The sequence below is a fragment of the Virgibacillus sp. LDC1 genome, from assembly GCF_025792345.1.
Taxonomy (GTDB): Bacteria; Bacillota; Bacilli; order Paenibacillales; family Paenibacillaceae; genus Paenibacillus_AQ; species Paenibacillus_AQ lautus.
This window is the reverse complement of sequence record NZ_JAOXLZ010000005.1, coordinates 691878-718558: the sequence shown is the minus strand read 5'-3', so window position 1 is coordinate 718558 and position 26681 is coordinate 691878. Positions and strand designations below refer to the sequence as shown.

20 protein-coding genes and 1 other annotated feature are annotated in these 26681 nt (G+C 50.4%); all 20 genes read right to left on the bottom strand.

Annotated elements, in window-relative coordinates; translation table 11 throughout:
- Nucleotide 1 precedes the first annotated feature (1 nt).
- A complete protein-coding gene (locus tag OHJ21_RS27780; protein ID WP_326115321.1) occupies nt 2-2671 on the bottom strand; it encodes a valine--tRNA ligase in 2670 nt (889 codons plus the stop codon).
- 110 nt (nt 2672-2781) lie between these two features.
- Nucleotides 2782-3080: a binding site (T-box leader), on the bottom strand.
- Between the two features lie 250 nt (nt 3081-3330).
- On the bottom strand, nt 3331-4689 hold the full coding sequence (locus OHJ21_RS27775; protein ID WP_326119810.1) for a LysM peptidoglycan-binding domain-containing protein: 1359 nt from the start codon (nt 4687-4689) through the stop codon (nt 3331-3333).
- Nucleotides 4690-4853: 164 nt separating this feature from the next.
- A complete protein-coding gene (locus tag OHJ21_RS27770; RefSeq protein WP_486021672.1) occupies nt 4854-5762 on the bottom strand; it encodes an RluA family pseudouridine synthase in 909 nt (302 codons plus the stop codon).
- A complete protein-coding gene (gene hemL, locus OHJ21_RS27765; protein WP_326115327.1) occupies nt 5759-7054 on the bottom strand; it encodes a glutamate-1-semialdehyde 2,1-aminomutase in 1296 nt (431 codons plus the stop codon). The genes OHJ21_RS27770 and hemL overlap by 4 nt, the downstream gene beginning before the upstream one ends.
- Before the next feature lie 33 nt (nt 7055-7087).
- The gene (hemB, locus tag OHJ21_RS27760) at nt 7088-8089 is read right to left on the bottom strand and encodes a porphobilinogen synthase (protein ID WP_100540805.1); all 1002 of its coding nucleotides are present in this window, start codon (nt 8087-8089) and stop codon (nt 7088-7090) included.
- Between the two features lie 55 nt (nt 8090-8144).
- Entirely contained in the window at nt 8145-9701 is a 1557-nt protein-coding gene (gene cobA / locus OHJ21_RS27755) for a uroporphyrinogen-III C-methyltransferase (protein ID WP_326119814.1), read from the bottom strand.
- A 4-nt stretch (nt 9702-9705) separates the two neighbouring features.
- Nucleotides 9706-10662, bottom strand: a complete 957-nt coding sequence (hemC, locus tag OHJ21_RS27750) for a hydroxymethylbilane synthase (protein ID WP_100540803.1) — start codon at nt 10660-10662, stop codon at nt 9706-9708.
- A gap of 3 nt (nt 10663-10665) precedes the next feature.
- Nucleotides 10666-11325: a precorrin-2 dehydrogenase/sirohydrochlorin ferrochelatase family protein gene (locus OHJ21_RS27745; protein ID WP_100540802.1), complete on the bottom strand. Its 660-nt coding sequence runs from the start codon at nt 11323-11325 to the stop codon at nt 10666-10668.
- A 6-nt stretch (nt 11326-11331) separates the two neighbouring features.
- The gene (gene ccsA, locus OHJ21_RS27740; protein WP_100540801.1) at nt 11332-12162 is read right to left on the bottom strand and encodes a cytochrome c biogenesis protein CcsA; all 831 of its coding nucleotides are present in this window, start codon (nt 12160-12162) and stop codon (nt 11332-11334) included.
- Between the two features lie 18 nt (nt 12163-12180).
- Complete coding sequence (gene hemA, locus OHJ21_RS27735) at nt 12181-13587, bottom strand: glutamyl-tRNA reductase (RefSeq protein ID WP_100540800.1); 1407 nt, start codon at nt 13585-13587, stop codon at nt 12181-12183.
- Nucleotides 13588-13926: 339 nt separating this feature from the next.
- A complete protein-coding gene (speD, locus tag OHJ21_RS27730; RefSeq protein WP_006208786.1) occupies nt 13927-14325 on the bottom strand; it encodes an adenosylmethionine decarboxylase in 399 nt (132 codons plus the stop codon).
- A 355-nt stretch (nt 14326-14680) separates the two neighbouring features.
- Nucleotides 14681-15271, bottom strand: a complete 591-nt coding sequence (locus OHJ21_RS27725; RefSeq protein ID WP_015734002.1) for a hypothetical protein — start codon at nt 15269-15271, stop codon at nt 14681-14683.
- A 214-nt stretch (nt 15272-15485) separates the two neighbouring features.
- On the bottom strand, nt 15486-16130 hold the full coding sequence (gene yihA, locus OHJ21_RS27720) for a ribosome biogenesis GTP-binding protein YihA/YsxC (protein WP_326115336.1): 645 nt from the start codon (nt 16128-16130) through the stop codon (nt 15486-15488).
- A gap of 17 nt (nt 16131-16147) precedes the next feature.
- On the bottom strand, nt 16148-18484 hold the full coding sequence (lon, locus tag OHJ21_RS27715) for an endopeptidase La (protein WP_100540798.1): 2337 nt from the start codon (nt 18482-18484) through the stop codon (nt 16148-16150).
- An 84-nt stretch (nt 18485-18568) separates the two neighbouring features.
- Nucleotides 18569-20278, bottom strand: a complete 1710-nt coding sequence (gene lonB / locus OHJ21_RS27710) for an ATP-dependent protease LonB (protein ID WP_394059082.1) — start codon at nt 20276-20278, stop codon at nt 18569-18571.
- A gap of 369 nt (nt 20279-20647) precedes the next feature.
- Nucleotides 20648-21757, bottom strand: coding sequence for a flavodoxin-dependent (E)-4-hydroxy-3-methylbut-2-enyl-diphosphate synthase (ispG, locus tag OHJ21_RS27705; RefSeq protein ID WP_100540796.1), 1110 nt, complete (start codon nt 21755-21757; stop codon nt 20648-20650).
- 113 nt (nt 21758-21870) lie between these two features.
- A complete protein-coding gene (gene clpX, locus OHJ21_RS27700; protein ID WP_100540795.1) occupies nt 21871-23136 on the bottom strand; it encodes an ATP-dependent protease ATP-binding subunit ClpX in 1266 nt (421 codons plus the stop codon).
- 14 nt (nt 23137-23150) lie between these two features.
- On the bottom strand, nt 23151-23741 hold the full coding sequence (gene clpP, locus OHJ21_RS27695; protein WP_006208779.1) for an ATP-dependent Clp endopeptidase proteolytic subunit ClpP: 591 nt from the start codon (nt 23739-23741) through the stop codon (nt 23151-23153).
- A 275-nt stretch (nt 23742-24016) separates the two neighbouring features.
- A complete protein-coding gene (gene tig, locus OHJ21_RS27690; RefSeq protein ID WP_100540794.1) occupies nt 24017-25339 on the bottom strand; it encodes a trigger factor in 1323 nt (440 codons plus the stop codon).
- A gap of 145 nt (nt 25340-25484) precedes the next feature.
- The gene (locus OHJ21_RS27685; RefSeq protein WP_100540793.1) at nt 25485-26327 is read right to left on the bottom strand and encodes a hypothetical protein; all 843 of its coding nucleotides are present in this window, start codon (nt 26325-26327) and stop codon (nt 25485-25487) included.
- Between the last annotated feature and the right edge of the window lie 354 nt (nt 26328-26681).

Here is a 26681-nt window from a genome sequence, read left to right as displayed (position 1 = left end):
CTCAGCCTCTCAATTCTTCGATGCGCGCGATCACTTTACTGCGTTTGTCTGAGTAATCCGCAAGCTTCGCCCGTTCTTCTTCAATCACCTTTTCCGGTGCTTTCGATACGAAACCAGGATTGTTCAGCTTCTTCTCCACACGCTCGACTTCGCTGTTCAAGTGCTGAATTTCCTTCTCCAGACGTGTGATCTCCTGAGCGATATCGATCAACCCGGCAAGCGGCAGATACATTTCAACACCTGTAACCACAGCGGTCATCGCCTTATCCGGCGCCTCAAGCGCAAGGGAGGATTGATACTCCGACGTGTTGCAGAAGCGGCGAATATAATCCGCATTGCGATCGATAATGCTGGCAATTTGCCCGCTTACCGGCTTCAATTGCAGTTCCACTTTTTTGCTCATCGGTACGTTTACTTCCGCCCGGATGTTTCGTACAGCTCGGATGACATCCATCAGCAGGTTCATTTCGGTAACGGCTTCCGTACTCTCAAATGCCTCGTCATAGGTCGGCCATGAAGCCAACATTACCGTCTCGCCTTCATGCGGCAAATGCTGCCAGATCTCTTCGGAGATGAACGGCATGAACGGATGGATCAAACGCATCGTGCGGTCCAGTACATAGGCAAGCACCGACTGCGTCTTTTTCTTGGCCGCTTGATCCTCGCCATACAGGGACAGCTTGGCAAACTCAATATACCAGTCACACAGATCATCCCAGATGAAATTGTAGAGCAATCGACCGGTTTCGCCAAATTCGTAGGCATCAATTAGACGCGTAATATCGCGGGAAGTTTCGTTCAGACGGTGCAAAATCCACCGGTCGGCCGTCCCCAGCTCTCCGGAAATGTCGATATCCGCCGCCGTGAAGCCCTCCAGGTTCATGAGCGCAAAGCGTGATGCATTCCAGATCTTGTTCGCGAAGTTACGCGCTTGCTCCACGCGTTCCCAGCGGAAACGAAGATCCTGGCCCGGCGTACTGCCGGTCGATATCATATAACGCATGGCATCTGCGCCATACTGTTCAATAACCTCGAGCGGGTCGATACCGTTGCCGAGCGACTTGGACATCTTGCGGCCTTCGCTATCCCGGACCAGACCATGGATAAGCGTATCTTTGAACGGCATTTGATCCGTAAATTCAAGCCCTTGGAAAATCATCCGCGATACCCAGAACGGAATAATATCATAACCCGTTACGAGAACGCTGGTCGGATAATAACGTTTGAAATCCTCGCTGTCCAGATTCGGCCAGCCCATGGTCGAGAACGGCCATAATGCGGAGCTGAACCAGGTATCCAGCACATCCTCATCTTGTCTCAGATCGTCCTTGCCCAGCTTCGCGCGCGCTTCCTCTTCATTCATGGCAACAACCACTTCGCCCGTGGATTCGGAATACCAAGCCGGAATCCGATGGCCCCACCACAATTGACGAGAAATACACCAATCGCGAACATTCTCCATCCAGTGCAGGTAGGTTCTCTCGAACCGGTCAGGCACGAAGTTAACGCCCTTGCCGGATTTCTGCGCATCCACGGCTGCTTCCGCAAGCGGCTGCATCTTAACGAACCATTGCGTGGACAGATAAGGCTCGACCACTGCGCCGGATCTTTCGCTATGGCCAACCTGATGGACATGATCTTCGATGCGGAGCAGTACGCCAGATTCCTTCATATCGTTTACGATCTGCTTGCGGCATTCGCTCCGGTCAAGACCTTGGTACTTGCCGGCAAACTCATTCATCGTCCCGGATTCATCCATTACGGTGATTTGCGGCAGGTCATGTCTCAGACCCATCTCGAAGTCATTCGGATCATGCGCCGGCGTAATTTTAACCGCTCCGCTGCCGAAATCCTTCTCCACATACTCATCGGCAATAACCGGAATCTCGCGGCCTACGATAGGCAGCACCAATGTCTTGCCGATCATGTCTTTATAGCGCTCGTCTTCCGGATGAACGGCGACGGCCGTATCGCCGAGCATGGTCTCCGGACGGGTCGTTGCTACGGTAATGGAGCCGCTGCCGTCCTTCAGCGGGTATTGCAGGTGATACAAATGGCCGTTGACCTCTTTGTACTCCACTTCAATATCGGACAAAGCCGTGCGGGCAGCCGGGTCCCAGTTGATGATGCGTTTTCCGCGGTAGATGAGCCCTTTATCGTAGAGCTTGACGAATACTTCCCGAACCGCTTCCGATAACCCCTCGTCGAGCGTGAAACGTTCTCTGGAGTAATCAAGGGACAGGCCGATCTTGGACCATTGGTCACGAATCGTATTCGCATATAGATCTTTCCATTCCCACACTTTCTCCAGGAATTTCTCGCGTCCCAGATCGTAACGGGTAACGCCTTCTTCGCGCAGCTTCTGTTCGACCTTGGTTTGCGTGGCGATGCCCGCATGGTCGGAGCCGGGGAGCCACAGCGCATCGTAGCCCTGCATCCGCTTCACGCGAATCAGGATGTCCTGCAGCGTAAAGTCAAGCGCATGGCCGATATGGAGCATGCCCGTAACGTTAGGAGGAGGAATAACAATCGTGTAAGGCTCCGCGTCCCGTCGTTTGCCGGCTTCAAAAAAGCCGCCTTCCTTCCAATACGGATACCATTTTTGTTCGGCTGCCTTCGGATCATACGTCGTCGGCATTTCTAACTGGGATTGGTTTTGTTTTTGATCCATATTTTCGTACCTCCGATACTGTTAATCAGTTTTGCCAACCCGAAATGTTTTAGCCTCCGGGCGTGGCATGGATATCATAGTTGGCGTGAAACAAAAAAAGCCCTTCGTCCTCAAAGGACGAAAGACTGTTCTCTCGCGGTACCACCTTTGTTTCGTGCTTACATGATTCATCCATCGTGTCCTCCCATGAAGAACATGAAAGGCTTACGATCAAGCACGACACTTTACACAGATAACGGCTGCGGCCGGCGAACTCTAACCAGGGTAGCAATCAATCCCTACTCTATCTCAAGTCCGCAACTCCGGGGCGACTTCGGCAAGCTGGTTCCTGCGGAATCTCACAGCGCTTGATAGCAATTCCGCTCTCTGAAGGCCATACCTTCCTACTCTTCCCGTTCAACGTTGTTCTAGCTTATGAAATACCTGTACATATTCTATTCAAATATACCGTGGTTGTTGCATATAGTCAATATTTCGAGTGTTTCCGAACGATCTAGACATCATACCTGTCGATCCTAATAAATCTTATACGTTGTAAAAAGACGCCCCAGCTCGTCCCATCCCTCTCTTCTCCTAACCAAATCCCCGCCAAACAAAAAGCAGGCCAAGGATTTCCTACCTTGACCTGCTGGTTCTTACGCGATGGCTCTCCCCGCCGATTACTGGGGAATGTATAATACCTGGCCTTCTTCCACATTCTGCTCGGACATGCGGTTGTATAACAAAAGCTCTCGTGGCGTCAGTTGATAACGCTCGGCTATCACGTCGAGTGTCTCCTCACGCTGAACAATGCACATCCGTACCTTGCGGAACGGCGTTTCCTCGCGGCGGTTGCCCAGGAACAGACTCTTCCATTCCACATCCTCGGCCGATGCGGAATCCACCGATTCTTCGATTGCCTCTTCCTCGTCTCGAGCAGCTTGCTCCTGATCCTGGACCGTTCTGCTCGATTGAAGCAAAGAAGAGAAGCCTACACCCGATGTGCTGTTTGTGCTGCTGTTCTTCGTGTTGAAGGCCACCTTTAACTCCGGCTTGGTCGGAACCTCTTCGGCTTTAACGGAAACCTCCTCCGTTATATCATCCATATTCTCCGAAGGCACTGCTTCCTCAGCAAAAACAGACTGGATCTCCTCCGTTTCCGATGATTCCAGTACCGGTACGGCTTCAACTTCTTCGCCCTTACGCTCAACGACACCCGGGAAACCGGCTGCTGGATCTTCCGGTTCCGGATCCGGCTCGGCGGCAGCCCGTTCGAATTGCCATACACTTGGAATCGACGGCTCAGCTGCCTGAGCTTCCGTCTCGTTATGTAAGGCATATTCGACCGTATCCCGGGCTTCAGGAGCACTGGAGATGCTTACGCTGCTGTCAGAGTCCTGTGAATCCCGTGTTTGGTTCTCATACTGTGCCCAGGATGCCAGATACTGCTGTGTGCGCGCATCCGTCTCTGACTCTTGGGCTTTGGGCTGAGTCTCGTTGAAGAAAGAAGGTGAACCCGAGTTAGCATCTGCATTAGCACCGCCGCCATGAAGCTGGTCATACGGGTTGGCTGCGAACTGCTGCTCTCCGTTCGAATAAAAATCATTCGCTTCAGGAGCATGTACCACTGTGAATTCCTCATTGGCCCATACTTGGTCACGGGCTCCCGGAGCTGCCGCCTGAATTCCTTTGAGCGACAGAACCCCCGTAATGTTCAAGCTGCGCTTGGATAACAAATCCACGTCAAAATTCTCGATCTCGACGGCGATGTCATCCAATGATGATACCCGGTTCAGCGGGACCGTGATTTCGACCGGAATCCAGTGTTCGAGCGGCTCCGTCTCTCCTGCTTCGGTGTCACCTTTATACAGGCCTGCAAGAAGCAGATGACCCCGAAGCGTGGCCTGGTCCTGCTGGCTGATCACCTGAATATGCGGGATCAACTCCGCCTCTTCCAATTCTTCGATTCCCGGCAAATCTTCCGTTAAATTAATACGCTCGTAAATATCGAACCGCAATCCGTAGGACTGGTCAAACACGGGAATGTCCTCCTTTTTGGCATATACTATCCGTGATCTGTTATCACGGCATGAGCCTAAGTTTTGCCACTCAATTTATCTATATGCCGAAAATAGGAGAGCATGACTTTTTTGCGATTTGTGCGTGAAAGTTACAGGTTCATTCAGGATTTTGCAAGTATTTCTTATCGGTCAGATGCCTCTATGATCCGCTCTCTTAACTCCATCATATCCTGAGGCCAAGGCGCATTCACCTCAATCCTCTCACCCGAGAGAGGATGAGTAAACAACAGACGCTCGCCATGCAGCGCTTGGCGCGGAAACACCCCTGGTCCTCCGTACAAGGAATCTCCCAGAAGAGGATGTCCCATATGACTTAGATGCACCCGGATCTGATGCGTACGGCCGGTTTCCAGGCGAATTTGCAGCAGGCTGGCTTTGGGATACACCTCAGATGAGAGAACATGCGTGATCGCAGCCTGCCCGGTTAATGACACCCTCCGGCGGCTTGCATGATAGCGGTCTTTGCCTATCGGCAGATCAATTCTCCTCAGATCCTGCGAGACCCTTCCCTGAACGATAGCCGCGTACATCCGGACGATCTTCTTCTCCCGCATGTCCTCGTCAAGCTTGAGCTGCGCATATTCATTCTTGGCGTACAGTACGGGACCGGTTGTATCCTTATCCAGCCGATGAATATGCCGGACTGCCGTATGAATTCCTTCGGCTTCGTAATATGCGGCTACCACATGATTCAGTGTCGTCTCCCGGCTCTCGTTGTCCGGATGGACCGCCATGCCGGCCGGTTTGTTCACGACCAGGCAGAAATCGTCCTCGTAAAATACATCAAGCTCCTGCCATCTCGGTTCAATGCCGTAATCCCGATAAGGAAAAAGGACCAGCCGAAGCCGGTCCCCTCTCCATTGTATCCCCTGTTCATGATGAAGCTTGCGATACAGCTTCTCGGGCATACCGACCGTTTCCATAAGCCACTTGGCAGCGGCCTCGTTCCGATCCGGCTGACTAAGCAGCGCCTTGCCCGGCGTCATCTCCAGCCATTCGCCGCGTTTGCTCCAATTGCCCCCGTAGCTCATAAGCTCTTGAAGGCGTTGTAGTTGGCTTCGATGGTAGCATCGATATCTTCCACCGTATGAGCTCCCGAGATGAACATGCCCTCGAACTGGGAAGGAGGTACGCTGACTCCCTCTTGCACCATCGCTGCAAAATATCGACGGAAACGATCCAGATCACTAGTCTTGGCCGTATCGAAATTGACGACCGGCGTATTCGTGAAGAAAGGACATACCATGGACCCGATCCGATTGATCGTAAGCGGGATACCGAATTCTTGAGCGTTACGCTCAAATCCTGCCTGAAGGCGGGCTCCCCGTTCCTCCAGCTGTTCATAAACAGCAGGCGTCAACAGCTTCAGGGTGGTGTAGCCGGCCGCCATGGCGAGCGGATTTCCGCTTAACGTTCCTGCTTGATAGATCGGCCCTGCCGGAGCAATCTGATCCATCAGCTCACGCTTGCCTCCATAAGCACCGACCGGCAGACCGCCGCCGATTACCTTGCCAAGGCATGTCAAATCCGGCGTTACGCCATAACGTCCTTGCGCGCAGTTCAGATCAACGCGGAATCCGGTCATCACCTCGTCGAAAATAAGCACGCTGCCATAATCGGAAGTGACCTTGCGGAGACCTTCCAGGAATCCTGGCTGCGGAGGGACCACCCCCATATTGCCGGCCACGGGCTCTACAATCACCGCTGCAATTTCTTCGCCGAACCGCTCAAAGGCAAGCTGTACCGACTCCAGGTCGTTATAAGGAACCGCAATGGTGTTGGAAGCCACGCTTTCAGGGACACCCGGACTATCGGGAAGCCCAAGCGTTGCGATCCCCGATCCCGCCTTGATCAGAAGGCTGTCGGCGTGACCGTGATAGGAGCCCTCGAATTTGATGATTTTGCTGCGTCCGGTATAACCGCGCGCGAGGCGGATAGCGCTCATGGTAGCTTCCGTACCGGAATTCACCATCCGCACGACCTCGATCGACGGCACGCGCTCGCAGACGAGTTTCGCCATCTTCGTTTCCAATAGGGTTGGCGCACCGAAGCTGGTTCCCTTGGCAGCCGTCTCCTGAAGCGCTTCAACGACCTCAGGGTGTGCGTGGCCCATAATCAGCGGTCCCCAGGAACCTACGTAATCGATAAAGCTGTTGCCATCGATATCATATACGCGGCTGCCTTCTCCGCGATCGATATAAATCGGCGTTAATCCCACAGACTTAAACGCACGTACCGGACTGTTGACACCGCCGGGAATATATAACTTCGCTTCTTCGAAAGCAGAACGCGATAATTCTTCTTTCCGCAACTCTTGGCTCATACTATGCACTCCTAACTCTTTCGTCGTTAATGGTTACTTGCTGCGCATCCACCCTGCTGCATCCTTCGAGAAATACGTAATGATAATGTCCGCACCGGCACGCTTCATCCCGGTCAGCAGTTCCATCACAATCGCCTGCTCACTGATCCATCCCTGCTGAGCAGCCGCCTTAATCATGGAATACTCACCACTCACGTTGTAAGCGACAATCGGCAGATCAAACTGGTCTCTCAGCAATCTGACAACGTCCAGGTAGGCCATCGCCGGCTTCACCATCAGCATATCGGCGCCTTCCAGCACGTCCGTCTCCGCCTCGCGAAGCGCCTCTCTCACATTGGCTGGATCCATCTGATAGGTTTTACGGTCGCCGAACTGCGGAGCAGAATCGGCGGCTTCACGGAAGGGTCCGTAAAAGGCCGAAGCGTACTTGACCGAGTAAGACATAATCGGCACGTTATAAAACCCGGCTTTATCAAGTCCGGAACGAATAGCTTGGACAAAACCGTCCATCATATTGGAAGGTGCGATGATATCGGCTCCCGCTTTCGCCTGGGATACCGCTGTGCGAACGAGCAGCTCCAGCGACTCGTCGTTCAAGACGTCGCCGCAGGTGTGACCGTCGCGCTCGAAGGTATGCACCATGCCGCAGTGGCCGTGGTCGGTAAATTCGCACAGGCACGTATCAGCAATCACCAGAAGGTCGGGATGCCACGACTTGATGAGACGGGTAGCCTCCTGGACAATCCCGTCATCCGCAAAACCGGATGTGCCCACGCTGTCTTTCGTCTCGGGAATTCCGAACAGGAGCACAGCAGGAATGCCTAGACTTACGATTTCGTCTACTTCCTCTTTCAAGGTGTCGAGCGAAAAATGATAGACGCCCGGCATGGAGGAAATTTCGGATTTCACACCACTGCCATAGGTAACGAAGATCGGCTGAACCAGATCCTCCGTATGAAGCACGGTCTCGCGGACCATGCTGCGAATGCCGGCATTTTGACGCAGCCGACGATGGCGTACGATTGGAAAACTCATGACGTGTACCTCCAGATGATGTCATTTTTGATCATGTATTTAAAAGATAAGGATATTATGGCTCAACACGGCGTGGATCGTTCTCATTCCAAATGCACAAGGCCTTCACCAGACTGTCGACCGTCGCTTCCTCGGCGAGGAGGGATACGTGCAGACCGGCTTCCTCAGCCGTCTGCGCGGTCAAAGGTCCGATGCAAGCAATCGTCGATCCCTTCAACAGTTCGGCAGGATCTGCCACGCCCATCCCCTTCAGCACCTTCAGCAGATTCGTAACGGTAGAGGAACTGGTAAACGTAACCGCGTGAATGCCGCCATCTTGAAGCAGCTTCAGCAGCTCATCATCCTCCTCGCCGCACAGCACGTTTTCATAGATCACGGCTTCCGTCACGTGCAGTCCCATTTCCGTTAGCTTCTCCGGCAGCCACTTGCGTGCCAGATCGCCGCGAGGCAGCAGCACGCGCTGGCCCGGCTGGAGCACTGAACCGTAAGCATCGATAAGGCCTTCCGCCTGGTAACGCTCCTTGATAACCTCGGCGGATATACCGTAATTACCAAGAGCATCGGCTGTTGCAGGGCCGACCGCGACGATGCGGGCCGAGGCCAACGAGCGAATGTCGCGTCCATTCTCTTTCAGATGGCGGAAAAAGAATTCGACTCCGTTCACGCTGGTGAAGAACACCCAGTCATACGTATTCAGCTTGTCCAGCGCTTGTTGAATTCCGGCAAGCATCTCCTCCTTCGAAGGCATGACGGTTTCGATGACAGGAAACTCATATGGCTCTCCGCCCAGATCCTCGATTTGGGATACCAATGCACTGGCCTGGCTTCGGGCCCTCGTGACCAGAATCCGTTTACCGAACAGAGGCAGCCGTTCTGCCCACTTCAGGTGCTCCCGCTGAAGCACCACCTGTCCGACTACGATAACTGCAGGCGGCTGAAAATCAGCTGCCTTGACTCTGTCCTCGATATCCGCCAGCGTTCCCGTCAGCGTATCCTGCTCCGCCCGCGTTCCCCATCGAATAAGAGCCACAGGGGTTTCCGGCGGTCTGCCATGCTTGATCAGCTGACGACTGATATAGCCGATCTTGGCCACACCCATCATAAAAATCAAAGTTCCCGTTGCATTGGTCACCTTATCCCATTGAATCATCCGATCCAGCTTTTCAGGACTTTCATGGCCGGTAATGATAGATAAAGACGAAGCATGGTCACGATGCGTCACCGGAATCCCGGCATAAGCGGGAACACTGATCGCCGAGGTGATCCCCGGCACAATCTCGTACATGATGCCATGACGATATAACAGCTCCGCTTCTTCGCCCACTCTACCGAAGATGGTTGGATCGCCGCCCTTTAAACGGACGACCGTCTTGCCTTCCAAAGCATAATCAACCAGCAGCTGATTGATCTGCTCCTGTTTCATCGTATGCCGATCCGGGAGCTTGCCTACATAGACCTTCTCGGCTCCGGGCTTCATCCACCGCAGCAGCCGAGGGCTGGCTAATCGGTCATACACCACGACATCCGCTTTTTCAATGCATTCCTTGCCTTTCATCGTAATCAGGCGTGCATCGCCCGGTCCTGCTCCCACCAAATAAACCTTGCCTGCCATCCCCTCAACCCCTAACTTGTGCCAGTATCTTCTCCGCTCCTTTAGCTTTCAGCTTTGCAGCCACTTCCACTCCGAGCGATTCAGGGTCGGTTCCTTCGGCGCTTTCCTTCAATACGATTTCGCCATCAGGAGAGCCTACCATTCCTGTTAATTGTATAACGTTTTGTTCTCCGCGGGAATCTCCGGCATCCACATTCTTCAGGACAGCGTAAGCCCCGATCGGCACCTGGCATCCTCCGTTCAGCTCGCTCAAGAACTTGCGTTCAGCCGCAACGGTTCGTGCAGTAACCTCATCATTATAAAGAGAGAGCAAATGCAGCAGCTCTGCATCGTTTTCGCGGCATTCAATACCGAGTGCACCTTGACCAACGGCAGGAAGGCTAATTTCAATCGGCAAGTACGACGTGATCCGGTCCTCCCAGCCCATGCGCTGAAGACCGGCGGTCGCCAGAATGATGGCCTGAAATTCACCGTCCTCCATTTTGCGAATGCGTGAATCGATGTTCCCCCTAATCCACTCGATCTGCAGATCCGGCCGGTAGGCCTTGAGCTGACTGGAACGGCGCAGACTGCTTGTCCCCACCTTGGCACCTGCAGGAAGGTCATCGAGCGTTGTCCCTTCTTTGGAGATCAGGCAATCCCGAGGATCCTTTCTTGCCGGCACCGCGCCGGACACCAAACCTTCGGGCAGAACAGAAGGCATGTCCTTCATGCTATGAACCGCCATATCAATCTCCCCGTCCATCATTGCCTGCTCGATTTCTTTGACAAACAATCCTTTGCCGCCTACTTTGGAGAGCGTCACATCCAATATACGGTCGCCCTTGGTGACGATTTTTTTGACGGTGAAGTCATAGTCCAGACCGTGCTCCTTGGCTAAACGCTTTAAATCATCGATAACCTGTCCTGTCTGTGTCAGTGCAAGAGCACTTTGTCTACTGCCAACTACGATTGTGCGCATCTTTCATTCCTCCTGATTATTCGCAATCCACTGCTTGATTTTGTCCTCACTCCAGGGCACATAGCCTCCGCGGCGAATCTCTCCGAGCATATCCATGCGGTATGCCTTGTGCAAAAGCCGCCTGCGTGCGTCAGCGGACTCCACCTCTTCCCTGATCATCGAACGCATTCTATATAAAAAATCCAAGTAGTCCTCATACTCAGGCCCGAACTGTTCTTCGAGCTCGTCGCGTATATCGCGTGCGGCCATCGGCCCTGCTCCTGATGTGGATACAGCCAGCGTAAGCCTCCCTCGCCGGAGAACCGTCGGGTTGATAAACGTCCCGGCCTCGCCGTTACTGGCCACGTTAACCAATACGCCAAGACGATCGGCATCCTCCGCTATCTTCAGATTCAGCTTGCTGTCATCCGTTGCCGCGTGGACCATAAACGCGCCTGTCAGATCGTCTGATTGATACTTCCGCTTCGTCCAGCGAAGAGCATTCTCATTCGCCAAACGTTGAAGCATTTCGCTTCGTAATATGGGACTAACAATATGTACGCTTGCCCCGGCATTCAGCAGAGTGACGGCTTTACGTTCCGCCACCTTGCCACCGCCGACAATCAAGCATATACGTCCCCTGCAATTCAGCAGGACAGGCACATAATGATCATCATACGCCATCAGCCATCACACTCCTGACCAACTATGGAAAGCGGACCACGTATTGAGAAAGAAATTCAAAATGATGAATCCATACCCGATTAAGGCCCATATGGCTGCTTCCCTGCCTGATCTTCTCCACAAGCGGCGTTTGATAAAATAAACCATATACATCGCAAGCGCCGTCAGGGTGGACAATACTTTGATGTCCAAAAACAGGGTCCACCGTCCAGCCATAGCCACCGACATCACGGCCAAGATGAGTGACATGACCAGAATAATCGTTCCGGCCATCAGCGCTTTATAAGAATAAACATCAAGCTTCTCCAGACTTGGCAGCCTGCGGATCGTATCATTCCATTGCTTGTGCTTCAGTTTCCTGTGCAGGAACATATAAATCGCCGCAAATACAGCCCCGACGGTCAAAGCGGCGAAACTGACACTCGCCAGGGCAATATGGATGAGCAAGAGACGATGTTCCGTCTCCCAGCTGTACAATGCATTGTCTCCGGCTGTGAACCATAACCGATTGACCAGCATGACGCTAAACCCGACGAGGTTCATTAACAAGACGGCAAATTCCGACCGCTTCATATACGCCAGGGCAATCGAAGTGATCGATATGCAGAACGCCAGCAGGAACAGGAAATCAAACAGCGTAAATACCGGAAAGTGGAAATGTCCGCCCTCCATCGCTCTGATGCCGATTCCGGTAAATTGTAACAGCGCAGTAATAACAAGAAGCCCTGTGCCTATCCGCTTCGCCACCGAATTGCGTGAAATGCAATCCGAGATATAAAACAGAAGGCTCAGGGCATAGATACAAATGCCGGTGATATAAATTAAGTTTAACAGCATGGGTTGTACTCACCCTCCTCAAAGGGTGGCTGGGGCCAGAGACACCTTAAGCGGCTTCTCTTCTGCCTGCTGATCTACAGCATTCTTCGTCCGTTCAGCTTTAACGGGTGCAGTTGCTTTCTTGTTGCGGCTGCGGGCTTCCTGCTCATTCTCATGGATCAAGCTTTCCAGCGCAAAGATTTGTGAAAAATAATCCAGTGCTTCATTGCCCTGCTTGCCTCCCGTCATTTCCTTAATCCGGTTAATGGGATCGTGCATCATCTGGTTAACGATGCTCTTGGTCAAACGACGAATGACTTTTCGCTGGCGTTCATCCAGTTCCGGAAGCTTGTTGAACAAGCTTTCCATCGTTTCTTCATGAATGGCATTCGACTTCTCCTGCAAGGCACGAATCGCCGGTCTGACACCAAGCGTCTTCAGCCATGTGTGGAATGCATCCATCTCTTCTTGAATCATCACTTCAATCTTCGCTGCTTCCACCCGGCGCATTTCCATATTGGTCTCTACAATGCCTTCCAGATCATCAATATCGTACAGGAACACGTTGGAGAGTTCCCCAACCGCCGGATCAATGTCCCGTGGCACAGCAATATCAATCATGAACAACGGGCGGGACTGACGCTTCTTCATGTTCTCTTTAACCCGCTCCGCATTCAGAACATATTCATTCGAGCCCGTGGAGCTAATAATGATATCGACTTCATTCAGCAAGTTCTTGGCTTCGGCAATGGTGCACGGCGTTCCTTTGAACTTGCGCGCAAGTTCCTCCGCACGGCCAAGCGTACGGTTAGCCACTATCACTTCCGCAGCACCGTTGGCATAAAGGTGCTTCACGGTAAGTTCACTCATCTTGCCTGCACCGAGAATCATTACTTTTTTGTCGTTAAACGTACCGAAAATCCGTTTACCCAGTTCCACCGCAGCATAGCTGACAGAAACGGCACTCTCCCCGATCGATGTCTCGGAATGAGCCCGCTTGCCGAGCGTAACGGCTTGCTTAAACAACATATTAAACCAAGTACCGGTCGCATTCTGCTGCTGCGACGTCAAAAAAGCATTGCGCACCTGTCCAAGGATCTGCGTCTCTCCAATGACCATGGAATCCAAACCGCAGGTAACCTTAAATAGATGGGAAATGGCTTGTTCATCTTCATATATATAGAGGTGCTGTGTAAATTCTTCACGATTAATGCCGAACCACTGTTCCATAAAACTGCGGATAAAGTAGCCGCACATATGAAGGCGGTCTACCACAACATAAATCTCAGTTCGGTTGCAGGTAGCGACAATGACGCCCTCCAATACGCTCTTGGTCGAATGAAGCTGCTCTAACGCCTTGGGCATGTCTTCTTCCGAGAAGGTAAAGCGTTCTCTGACTTCCACAGGCGCCGTGCGATAGTTCAACCCAACAACGACGATGTGCATTGCATGTTCACCTGCCTATTTCTCCGAGTAGTTTTGCCGTTCACAACGGACTTCCTTGACCTTGTTCATTATATCACAGTATGCTGAACAGCCTTGTCTATTTTATGAAATGTTTATGAAATCCCCATACTTCTTCATTCCATTCATGAAGATTTCTACCTGTAGATCGCACCTTACTATTGTGGTTATAGAACACTGTAGATATACGTGCAATTTACTACGAAATCTCATTTCAGAGAACGAATGCCTGGAATTTCGCCGATCTTCTCATGTCCTCAAAATAAATAACCATGGAAAAATCCATGGTTATCAGTATAAGCATTTTTTTAGAAGGCTGGATTAAACGAGTTCAGCCTGTTTCATCTCAGGCGTCTCCACGGTCATTTCACCGAGTCCGCGCACGAGTTTCTTGGCATAGCATTTTTCAGGTTTCAAAGCGGATACCAGATAGTCAATAGCCAACTGCGGATCTACTGTCTCCCCGCAGGTATAACAGTCAATCGCAGCAAAACCTCTCTCAGGGTAAGTGTGAATCGAGAGATGGCTTTCCGACAGCAACACCAGCACAGTCGCACCTTGTGGTTCAAACTGCTTGGATTGGACGGACAATACCGTTGCTCCACATGCTTCAGCGGCTTCCACCATCTGAGCTTGTAAAAATTCTGCACTGTTCAATAGTTCAAAATCGACTCCCCAAGTATCAACAGCAACGTGTCTTCCGAAAGTTGAGTATTCCATCTTCCGGTTTCCCCCTTCCTAGGAATAAAATGTTTGAAAATTTCATCCGCTAGGACCTACGTCATTCACTTCCCGAGGGAATAATCTCTCGCAACATTACATGTCCTGAGTGAATCCTGGTTCCTATATTCTTTTCAACGAGATTAAAAATAACATCTATGACGCTTAAATGCAACACCTTTTTCGAAAATAACCCATAAATATTTTACAGCTCAATATATGTTCGTCTGAATCACTTGGTGCCATTGATCAAAGAAATCGATATCATCGTACCCTAAGTTCATAAACATACAAAAAACCGAATTTATAGTTAAATAACACATAAAAAAAGCCGCCCTTTTACAGGGCAGCCTCCTTAGGCTTCTAGCACGAATAGGCGTTGATTAAACCGTCGCAGCCGCTCATCTATTGTCTTCGTAATAAGTTTATCATTCCCTGCTGCAATCCGCTGGTCCAGAAGCACGTTAATATGATGCTGGATGGATTCGATCTCTTTCTCTGCTTCATTGCTGTTGAAGAGTCGCTGCAGCTCTCCTGCCGTATTCTTGTACTCATAAATGACAATGCTGTCGTTCCCGGCGACTTGCGTAATTCTGTGCACCGTTCCCGCATGGTAGTCGTAGCTCATCGTAAAGCCGCGATAAATCCGATTCACTTTACCTGATCCCTTAAAAGCCGCAAAAAGTTTACGTACGGCATTTGTCAGATGGGGAGTAACCAATCGGCACGACAGCTCACAGACGTACAAGCCATTCTTGCGTTCAAAGGGCAAATGAACTTCTTCCCCGCTCTCATCTTCGAGCACGAACTCCTGCTCTCCGCTATCCATGACTTTTACCCGGTTAGTAACCCGGAAAGCTTGGGTATATTGCAGAAATTGATCCATTTGAATATCCGTCATTTGCATTGTGGCATTAACATATTCTGTGGCTAACCGCTGAGCCATACAAATCTCCCTCAATTCTTTTAACTTACTACCATTATACAGCAGATCCAAGCGGTCTTTCCTGCCGTTCGAATGAGAATATCCATCATATTTCATAAAAAAACGGAATTAGCCGGAATCAGAGCGATATTTCCCGCAAGATGCTCACTTTCCTATAAAGAATACACCGATTCCCTATATTACCCTTGAAAAAAATATCACCAAATCAACCGGATCAAGCTTGATCATAGCCATCCGTTTCCGAATCCAGATATGTCTCTCCCTCATCATCCTTAGTCCCCATGTGGGACTCCATGATTGCCCATAACTCATCTTTACCCAGACCGAGCTCGGATGAAAACATGACAAAAGAATGATAGGGTTTGAAGCCGAGTGTTTCCTTCACGATCTTTACATGCTTCTGGCGGCGTGTTTTCGGAATTTTGTCCGCCTTGGTCGCGACCACGCATACCGGCCGGTTATAATGCTGCAGCCATTCATACATGCTGATATCGTCTTTTGAAGGCGGGTGACGCATGTCCACAATTAGTAATACAAGCTTCAGTTCTTCCCGGCTGAGCAAATATCTCTCAATCATTTCGCCAAATGCCGCACGCTGGGTCTTGGATACCTTTGCATAACCATAGCCGGGAAAATCGACCAGATACAGATCGTCGTTCACCCGATAATAGTTGAGCTGCTGGGTTTTTCCCGGTGTTGCACTGGTACGGGCCAGGTTCTTACGGGATATCATACGGTTAATCAGTGATGACTTGCCCACATTGGAACGCCCTGCCAGAGCAATTTCCGGCAAGGCGTCTTCAGGATATTGAGCAGGTACGACAGCACTGATGACAAACTCGGCTTTCGTAACTTTCATAATTTAGACTTTCCTCTCTAGTGCACTCCCGCTTGTTCAACGAGCGCATGCTCCAGAACCTGATCCATATGGGATACCGGAACGAACTCAACGTCGTTCTTCACGCTGTCAGGAATATCACGCAGGTCACGTTCGTTATCCTTAGGGAGTAATATTTTTTTGTAGCCGGCACGGTGGGCTGCCAGAGATTTTTCTTTCAAGCCACCAATCGGAAGAACGCGTCCTCGAAGTGTAATTTCCCCCGTCATGGCCACATCACGGGCTACATGCCGTTTGGTTAAAGATGAAATAAGAGCCGTCGCAATCGTAATGCCGGCTGAAGGGCCGTCCTTCGGAATGGCTCCCTCCGGGATATGGATATGGACATCAAGCTTCTCGTGGAAATCCGGATCAATGCCCAGTTCTACCGCTTTCGAGCGGGTAAAACTGAAGGCGGCTTGAGCCGATTCCTTCATCACATCACCCAGTTTACCTGTCAAGGTCAGCTTGCCGGTACCAGGCACCACGGTAACCTCAATGGTCAGCGTCTCGCCGCCCACTTCCGTCCATGCAAGTCCTGTTACCGTGCCCACTTGATCTTCAAGCTCGGCCATGCCATAGCGAAACTTCGGAATCCCGAGATATTCCTTAATATCGTCAGCCTTAATCTCAATGGATTCCGATTGATTGGTGACGATCTGTTTGGCGGCTTTGCGGCACAACGCAGCCACTTGCTGCTCCAGATTCCGTACCCCGGATTCACGGGTATACTCCCGGATCACCTTCATGAGCGCTTCCTCGTCCAGAATCAACTGCTCCGGCGTAAGCCCATGCTCACTCTTCTGCTTGGGCAGCAAATAACGATTGGCGATCTGCAGTTTCTCCAGCTCCGTATAGCCTGGAATGTACAGCACTTCCATCCGGTCCAGGAGCGGTCTTGGAATGTTGTGAAGCACGTTCGCCGTCGTTACAAACATGACGTTGGACAGATCAAAAGGAATTTCCACGAAATGATCGCTGAACGTATTGTTTTGCTCAGGGTCAAGTACCTCAAGCAGTGCGGAAGACGGGTCGCCGCGGAAGTCGGATGCCATCTTATCGATTTCATCCAGCAGGAACACAGGATTCATCGAACCCGCCGTTTTCATGCCTTGAATGATCCGTCCCGGCATAGCCCCAACATAAGTGCGTCGGTGACCACGGATTTCCGCCTCGTCTCTTACCCCGCCTAATGAAACACGAACGAACTTGCGTTCCAAAGATCGGGCAATGGACCGGGCCAGTGATGTTTTACCGACCCCTGGAGGACCAACCAAACATAGAATAGGCCCCTTCATCTTCTTCACCAGCTTTTGGACCGCCAGATATTCCAGCACGCGTTCCTTCGGCTTCTCAAGACCGTAATGATCCTCGTCCAGCACTTGCTCCGCTTTGACGATGTCCAGATCATCCTCGGTCTTGTTAGTCCACGGCAGCGCCAACAACCAATCGACATAGTTTCGAATCACGCCGCCCTCCGCAGAGCTCGCCGGCATTTTCTCCAGTCGGTCGATTTCCTTCTCTACCTTCTCATGTACGCGCTCCGGCAGTTCAAGCTCCTGAAGCTGACTTCGGAGTTCCTCTACTTCCCCGGCACGGCCTTCCTTGTCGCCAAGCTCTTTCTGGATGGCCTTCATCTGTTCGCGCAAATAATATTCCTTCTGGGTCTTCTCCATTTGCTTCTTGACCCGCTGGTTGATCTTGCGCTCCAGCTCCAGCACTTCACGCTCGTTATTCAGTATATCTAGAAGTTTCTCGAGCCGTTTGCGAACATCAATTGTTTCGAGAATTTCTTGCTTATCCTTGATCTTCAGTGACAAGTGACTCGTGATGACGTCTGCCAGTCGGCCCGGCTCATCAATATCGGAAACGGCCGCTAGTGTCTCTGGTGTCACCTTCTTCGACAGATTGATATAATTCTCAAACTGAGACAGTACGGTTCGCATTAATGCGGAAACTTCAGGGTCATGATTCTCTTCTTCGGGAAGTTCCCGAGCGATGACCTCATAGTATTCCTCTTGATCCGTATATTCAATAACCTCCGCCCGTTCCATACCCTCCACTAGCACACGTATGGTACCGTTTGGAAGCTTAAGCATCTGGCGTACATTCGCTACTGTGCCAATCCGAAAAATATCATCCTGCGTCGGTTCTTCAATGTTCACTTCCGATTGAGAACATAGGAGAATCAAATTGTCTTCAACCATCGCCTTTTCTAAAGCCTTTACCGATTTCTCCCGGCCTACATCCAAGTGAAGCACCATGCTTGGATAAACCAAAAGACCTCTCAAAGGCAGTAAAGGAAAACGACGACCTTTAGATTTACTGGGTCCCATCGCTTTCGCACCTCCAATGGCTCTCAATGTTGACACTATTCCTATTTTATCAAATCTGCGTATAAAAAACCAACCAAACGAAGCTTAACATCCTCCGGCGTCCGTTATTTTACCATTTCGCGGTGGCGTCGCCTGCAGCAATGAAGCGGAAGAGGATGGAAATACCTCGTTTGCAGGGAGCTGTACAACCTCCGGAGCGAATGATCCGCCAAAAATATGGCCGAATACTTCATCCACTGATTCTACCGGAATTACTCGCAAACCGCCGCTCAAATCCTGGAACAGCGTCTGCCAGTTGTCTTTAGGGATGATCACGCGGGTAGCACCTGCTTGAAATGCCGCCTCCACTTTAGCGATGACCCCGCCTATCGGTTTTACTTTTCCATGAATGCTCATCTCGCCGGTCATGGCGACCTTGTTATCGACTTCAATCCCTTTCATGGCGGACACGATCGCCGTGGCCATTGCAATACCGGCGGAAGGACCGTCAATCGGTGTTCCTCCGGGGAAATTGATATGCAGTTCATAGTTTTTAGGCGTAAAGCCCATCGACGCCAGCACGGTTAGGACATTCTCGATCGAGCCTTTAGCCATGCTCTTGCGGCGCAGCTTGCGCGAGCCTCCGCCAAATTCCTCTTCATCGACAACCCCGGTGATATTGTAGGTACCCCGGCCCTTCTCGACAGGAACCGCAGATACTTCAATTTCAAGCAGTGCCCCCATATTCGGGCCATATACGGCCAATCCGTTGACTACGCCAATCTGAGGCTTCTCCGGTATTTTCCGGTCGGGCCTTGGCTGAAGCTGGCTGCTGCTGGCTACCCATTCCACATCCGCCGCTCGCAGCGAATCTCGCTTCTCCGTCAATGCAAGACCAGCTGCCAATTGAATCATATTGACCGCTTCCCGTCCGTTAGAGCAGTACTGCTTCACAACTTCAACCGCTTCAGGCGCTGCATTCAAACCAATTTTCTGAATGGCATCCTCTGCAATCCTTCCAATTTCTTCAGGCAAAAGCGGACGGAAAAAAATCTCCATGCAGCGTGAACGAAGCGCAGGAGCAATCTCTTCTGGCGAACGTGTCGTAGCACCCACCAGACGAAAGTCTGCTGGAAGGCCATTTTGAAAAATATCGTGTATATAGGCAGGTGTATTGGCATCCTCCGAATTATAATATGCACTTTCGAGCAGCACCTTGCGGTCCTCCAGCACTTTTAAAAGCTTATTCATCTGAATCGGATGCAATTCCCCAATTTCATCAATAAACAGGATCCCCCCATGGGCCTTGGTCACCGCTCCCGGCTTCGGCTGAGGAATGCCTGCCACCCCCATGGCACCGGCACCTTGATAAATCGGATCATGAACAGACCCGATGAGCGGATCGGCAATCCCGCGCTCGTCGAAGCGGGCCGTCGTGGCGTCAATCTCCGTGAATTTTGCGTCATATTTAAAAGGTGATTGCGGGTTCTTCTTGGCTTCCTCCATCACCACGCGGGCAGCAGCCGTCTTACCGACTCCCGGCGGGCCATATACAATCACGTGCTGGGGATTTGCGCTGCATAACGCTGCCTTTAAGGCGCGTAAGCCGTCCTTTTGCCCCACGATGTCATCCATCGTTTGCGGCCTTGTTTTCTCAGCGAGCGGTTTCGTTAGCGATATCGACCGGAGTTTGCGGAGTTTATCGAGCTCCTTGCGCGATTCCCGATCCACCGCTGTTTTGCTTGTCTTCTGCCCGCGCAATAAATTCCAAAAATAAATGCCGATGATGACCGCAAAAAACAGCTGCACCAGCATAATCACGATACTTAAATTCACAAGTCATTCCTCCTGTACTCCATTATGTCTTCATCCAAACGTTAATACATGGTAGTATTGCCGATTCCTCGGATGGTAAAACGCTGGAGGGGGAACAAATTGTAAAAGAGGGGATGATTTGATTCAGGATGCGACGCATCCGCTTCTCCGGAATCGATTCGTCCGCTCCGCTGGTGCGACGTGTGGATGGGGGTGGGAGTGTGGGAAGGGCTAAGCTTCATAAAAAAGAAGCTTCTACTGATACGCTACCCCTACATCCTTATAAAACCGAAAAACGGCAGTCTCAGGGTTCATAGAGACTGCCGTTTTTATATAAGCCGAGATATTCTTACAACTTAGTTATCCAGCTCAGACCGTGGATTTGTGCTTGCGGCCCGGGATTTCGCCGGTTTCCTCGTACACCTTCACGATATGATCGATTTCTTTCTTGAGCTCTTCAACCATGATCTCTTCCGGCACCTTACGGATCATCTCTCCGTATCGGAAGAGCAAACCTTCACCCCGAGCGCCGGCAATACCGATGTCGGCTTCTCTGGCCTCTCCGGGACCGTTTACGGCACAGCCCAGAACGGAAACCTTGATCGGGACTTTAATCTTCGAGATGTACTCCTCTACCTCATTGGCAATGGAGAACAAATCGATATCCAGCCGTCCGCACGTCGGGCAAGATACCAAGGTTGCCGCATCCGAGATCAGACCGAAGGATTTTAGCAGTTCCCGGCCGACCTTGATCTCTTCCACAGGATCGGCACTCAAGGAAATACGCATCGTGCTGCCGATTCCGAGAGACAACAGCGCGCCAAGTCCGGCGGCACTCTTGACGGTACCCGAGAACAGGGTACCTGCTTCGGTAATGCCCAGGTGAAGCGGGTACGGAATCACTTCTGCAGCCTTAGTGTAAGCTGCAATCGCCATCGGTACATCAGAAGCTTTAAGCGAAACGATGATATCATGGAAATCCAGTTCTTCCAGAATTCCGATATGATACAAAGCGCTTTCGACCATGGCTTCCGGAGTCGGGTATCCGTATTTTTCAAGGAGATGATTCTCCAGGGAACCGGCGTTAACCCCGATCCGAATCGGAATCCCCTTCTCTTTGCATGCTTTCACGACAGCTTCGACCTTTTCACGCTTACCGATGTTACCCGGATTGATCCGGACTTTATCGATACCGTTCTCGATCGCCATCAGGGCAAGCTTGTAGTTGAAATGAATGTCCGCCACTAGCGGAATATGAATGCGTTTCTTGATTTCCTTAATGGCCGCAGCTGCTTCCTCATTGTTCACCGTTACCCGAACGATCTGACATCCCGCTTCTTCCAGACGGAGTATCTCGGCAACGGTCGCCTCTACATCTGCTGTTTTGGTGGTGCACATGCTTTGAATAATGACTTCGTTCTTTCCCCCAATGGTAAGATTCCCCACCTTGACGGGCCGTGTGTCTTGTCTCAAAAACATGGTACGATCTCTCCCATATAACGCCAAAGCTCCACTCCAATCAACCCGACTGGGTATAATTGGAAGTGGAGAATCAACGTAGATTTATTCCACGTCTAATGCGCTAGAGCACATTAGGCGCTTTCTTCTTGTTTCTTGTCGTCTTCGTTACTTTTGGCTTGCAGTTCAGGAATCACTTTATCACGAACAACCTGCTCCGTAATGACGCAATCCTTAATGTCATCTCTGGACGGCACTTCGTACATCACGTCCAGCATGATGCTTTCAATGATGGAACGCAGTCCGCGCGCACCGGTATTGCGCTTAATAGCTTCGCGGGCAATCTCTTCTAACGCGCCTGGCTCAAATTTGAGGTTTACGTTGTCAAATTCAAGCAGCTTTTGGTACTGCTTCGTGAGTGCGTTTTTCGGCTCGGACAGAATTCGTACCAATGTTGCCTCATCCAGCGGTTCGAGCGTAGACACAACAGGCAGACGACCGACGAACTCCGGAATCAAGCCGAATTTCAGCAGATCTTCCGGCAGAACCATCGTCAGGTATTCACCTGGCTTAAGATCCTTCTGGTTTTCTCCGGATGCATTAAAGCCGATGACCTTTTTACCGATCCGGCGTTTAATGTACTGCTCCAGTCCGTCAAATGCTCCGCCGCAAATAAACAGAATGTTTGTAGTATCGATTTGGATGAATTCCTGATGCGGATGCTTGCGTCCACCTTGCGGAGGCACGGAAGCAACGGTGCCTTCAAGAATTTTCAGCAGGGCCTGCTGAACCCCTTCACCGGAAACGTCACGAGTAATGGACGGATTCTCCGATTTACGAGCCACTTTATCGATCTCATCAATATAGATAATGCCGCGTTCCGCTTTTTCCACATCATAATCCGCTGCTTGAATCAGCTTCAGCAGAATGTTCTCAACATCCTCACCTACGTAACCAGCTTCGGTCAGTGAAGTTGCATCGGCGATAGCAAACGGCACGTTGAGAATTTTGGCCATGGTTTGCGCGAGCAATGTTTTACCGGAACCTGTAGGTCCGAGCAGCAAAATATTACTCTTTTGCAATTCAACATCCTCAATTTTGCTCTGGGTGTTGATACGTTTATAGTGGTTATAAACGGCAACGGAAAGGGATTTCTTCGCTTGATCCTGACCGATTACATATTGATCCAGAATGTCACGAATATCACGTGGTTTCGGAATATCCTTCAGATCCACTTCTTCCTCATGGCCGAGTTCTTCCTCAACGATCTCTGAACACAAGTCAATACACTCGTCACATATATAAACACCGGGCCCCGCAACCAGCTTGCGGACCTGCTCCTGCGATTTTCCGCAGAAGGAGCACTTCAGCTGCCCTTTGTCATCGTTAAATTTAAACATGCTTTTACCACCCCTTAAGATTTGGTCGGTGAAGACAGAACATCATCAATTATACCGTACGCCTTCGCTTCCTCCGCGCTCATGAAAAAGTCGCGGTCCGTATCGCGTTCGATTTTTTCAAGGGGCTGACCCGTGCGCTCCACATAGATTTGATTCAGCTTATGTCTGGTCTTGATGATCCAATCTGCATGGATTTGGATATCGGATGCCTGGCCTTGAATACCTCCGAGCGGCTGATGAATCATCACTTCACTGTTCTCGAGAGCATAGCGTTTGCCAGGCGCTCCTGCAGTAAGCAACAGTGATCCCATGCTGGCAGCCATACCAACGCAAATCGTGGACACATCAGGCTTGATCAACTGCATCGTATCATATATACCCATCCCGGCTGTAACCGAACCGCCAGGGGAATTGATGTACAAAGAGATGTCTTTTTCCGGATCTTCCGCAGCTAGAAACAGAAGCTGGGCAATGACAAGATTGGCAACATCGTCATCGATCGCACTGCTGAGGAATATTATGCGATCCTTCAGTAATCTTGAGTAGATATCGTAAGATCTTTCGCCTCGACTGGTTTGTTCCACAACCATAGGTACAAGACTCATGCGACCAACCTCTTTTCCTTGAAAAATATACTACAGCGTTACAAAAGTTATTCTAACATGTTCACAGCACGATGTCATTTTTTAACCCTGCTTACATTCTATGAACTTGCCAAGAATTATATCCTGCCAACTTGTCTCATTATGTATGTCGAAATTAATAACCAATTCATGTCACAATTAGTAGTAAATTGGCTATTCTTAGTTAAAAATAAGGCACGCATGAAATGTACGTGCCTTATCTAATGTGAGGGCAGCTTTTCGCAGCTGCCTATTTATTATTCTTCAGTTGCTTCTTTCTTCTCAACAGGAGCGCCTTCTACGCTGTTTTCCAGCAAGAAGTCGATTGTTTTGCGAAGAAGCAGTTCTTCACGAAGGCTGTCAAGGGAACCGTTAGCACCCAGGATGCTGCGGATTTCATCAGCAGGACGTTTGTACGTGTCAGCCATGTTTTCCAGCTCTTTGTTGATTTCCTCTTCAGATACTTCGAGTTTTTCTTCTTTTGCGATTTGCTCAAGCACGAGGTTGTTGCGAACGCGTTTTGCAGCATCGTCTTTCATTTGACCTTCCAGATCGGCATTCGTTTGCCCGGAGAAGCTAAGGAACATTTCCAGGTTCATGCCTTGCTGGCGAAGACGGTTGTCGAAATCGCGCATCATGTTTTGAACTTCGGATTGAATCATAGCGTCAGGAATTTCAACTTCAGCGTTAGCTGCTGCTTTTTCAACGGCTTCGTTCTCACGAACGCCTTGTGCTTCTTGCTCTTTGCGAGTCAGCAATTGTTTCTTCAGATCTTCCTTGTACTCGTCAAGCGTGTCGAATTCACTTACGTCTTTAGCGAATTCATCATCCAGCTCAGGAAGCTGTTTGCGTTTGATTTCGTGAACTTTCACTTTGAAGATCGCTTGTTTGTTAGCCAATTCTTCAGCATGGTAAGTTTCAGGGAATGTCACTTCCACGTCTTTGAAGTCTCCAGTAGCCATTCCGATCACTTGGTCTTCAAAGCCTGGAATGAATGTATTGCTTCCAAGCTCAAGGGAATAACGCTCAGCTTGTCCACCTTCGAAAGGAACGCCGTCAACGGAACCGTCAAAATCAATCACAACGATATCGCCAGACTGGGAAGCACCTTCGTCGATAACAGTAAGCTCAGCATGACGTTGTTGCAGACGCACGAGCTCTTCGCTCAGTTCCTCGTCGGAAACTTCAGCAGCTACTGCTGCAACTTCGACACCTTTGTATTCGCCAAGTTTAACTTCTGGTTTCACAGTTACTCTTGCTTTGAACTTGAAAGTTTCGCCTTTAGCGAATTGCTCGATGTCCACTTCCGGACGATCCACAGGGAAGATATCCGCTTGTTCTACAGCTTCACTGTATACTTCCGGAAGAAGGATGTCGATTGCATCCTGGTACAAACTCTCAACACCAAAGCGAGCTTCGAAGATTGAGCGAGGTACTTTACCTTTACGGAATCCAGGTACATTTGCTTTTTTAGCTACTTTATTAAAAGCTTTGTCGAGGGCGGATGCAACGCGCTCCGCATCAACCTCAACGTCAAGAACGCCAAGGTTCTTCTCTATTTTTTCCCAAGTTGCTTTCATTTATGCTTTCCCCTCCAAAATAATTCACGTGGTCGACGCAATAATGTATCACGTACCGAATAACCACTATAGTATAAACAACATTAAATTCTTTTTCAAGGGCGAACCCTTATGCTGCGATACCGTAAACGTTTTCCAACTCTGGCTAATCTTCCACGCCAGCAGCAACAAATTGCTTGAGAGATCGATAGGCTCCCTCATAACGGAACCGCATGGTGTCCGTTATGCCGTAGAGCGGGCGGATTTCCTCCTCATTGCGAAACCCTTTCAAACTCTCCGACACAATGTCATGCAGCGCAGCTGCCCATATGTCAAGCGTGGATTCTTCTTCATCCAGCATGGAATGGTAATCTTCGGTGCCGTAAATCGCCATGATGAACTGGGACCATAATTCCTGTGCAAAATAAAAAAGTGTCGGCTCATGAACCTCAGTCTGATCGGCAACACGCTCCAAAATTTTCGTAATGGCGTCCGGAAAACCTCCCGGGTCCAGAGGAACCGTATCGATCTCAATCTCGACGGCTTCCTGCCCGCGATGAAGGCTCACTTGCCCTTCCATCCCTCTTCTCCGGAGCGTTTGCAGCACCCGAAATTGCAGGAGCGGATGAAGCGGCGTATCATGCAGCCACTCGACCAAAATAGCGTCGATCTCCGGACGGTCCAAATAAGCAAGCTGTTCCAGCGCCAAAATGGTCTGCTCCGTCAGCGGTCCGTTCATGACCGAAGCCAGCAGCTTGTCGGCATATCCGGCATCCTGGGCAACTTTGTCCCTAACCATCTGCCTCGCCATTTCCGCTTCGTCCGGGTCATCCTCCTCGGGCTCTGCTTCGGAATCAACCGAACGGGGTACAGCCTGTTCCGGAAATGCAGCTTCAAGCCAGTCGAGGAGCGAATTCCACTCCTCATAATGCCGTTCATTCTGTCCGCCGCATTTCAGCAGAAAACGCAGAACCTCCATCGCTTCACCGTAACGTTCATTCTCGAGCATAACCGTAAGCTGAATCTGGTAATAATCCAGCGTCTTCGGAAACAGGATGATGTTCTTGTCCTCTTGTTCTTGGGAGTAAGAGTCCTTGATAAGGACACCTCCTTTCTAGTCCTGTTTTTCGTATTCGTTGATTATAGCATATGTACTGCCAAGTTTAAAAAAGGGCGCACGGCCTGCGTCTTTCATGCACCTGGCAACATAAAGACGACGATTCCCATTCATTTTTTGTCGTATATTTTATCAATATAACCCGATATGATACTCGAATAATCTCGTTAATCCAAAAATCTTTGCATCTTAAAATAATGATTGAATTTCTCCGACGTATGTGATAATATATTCTTTGCTCGAAAA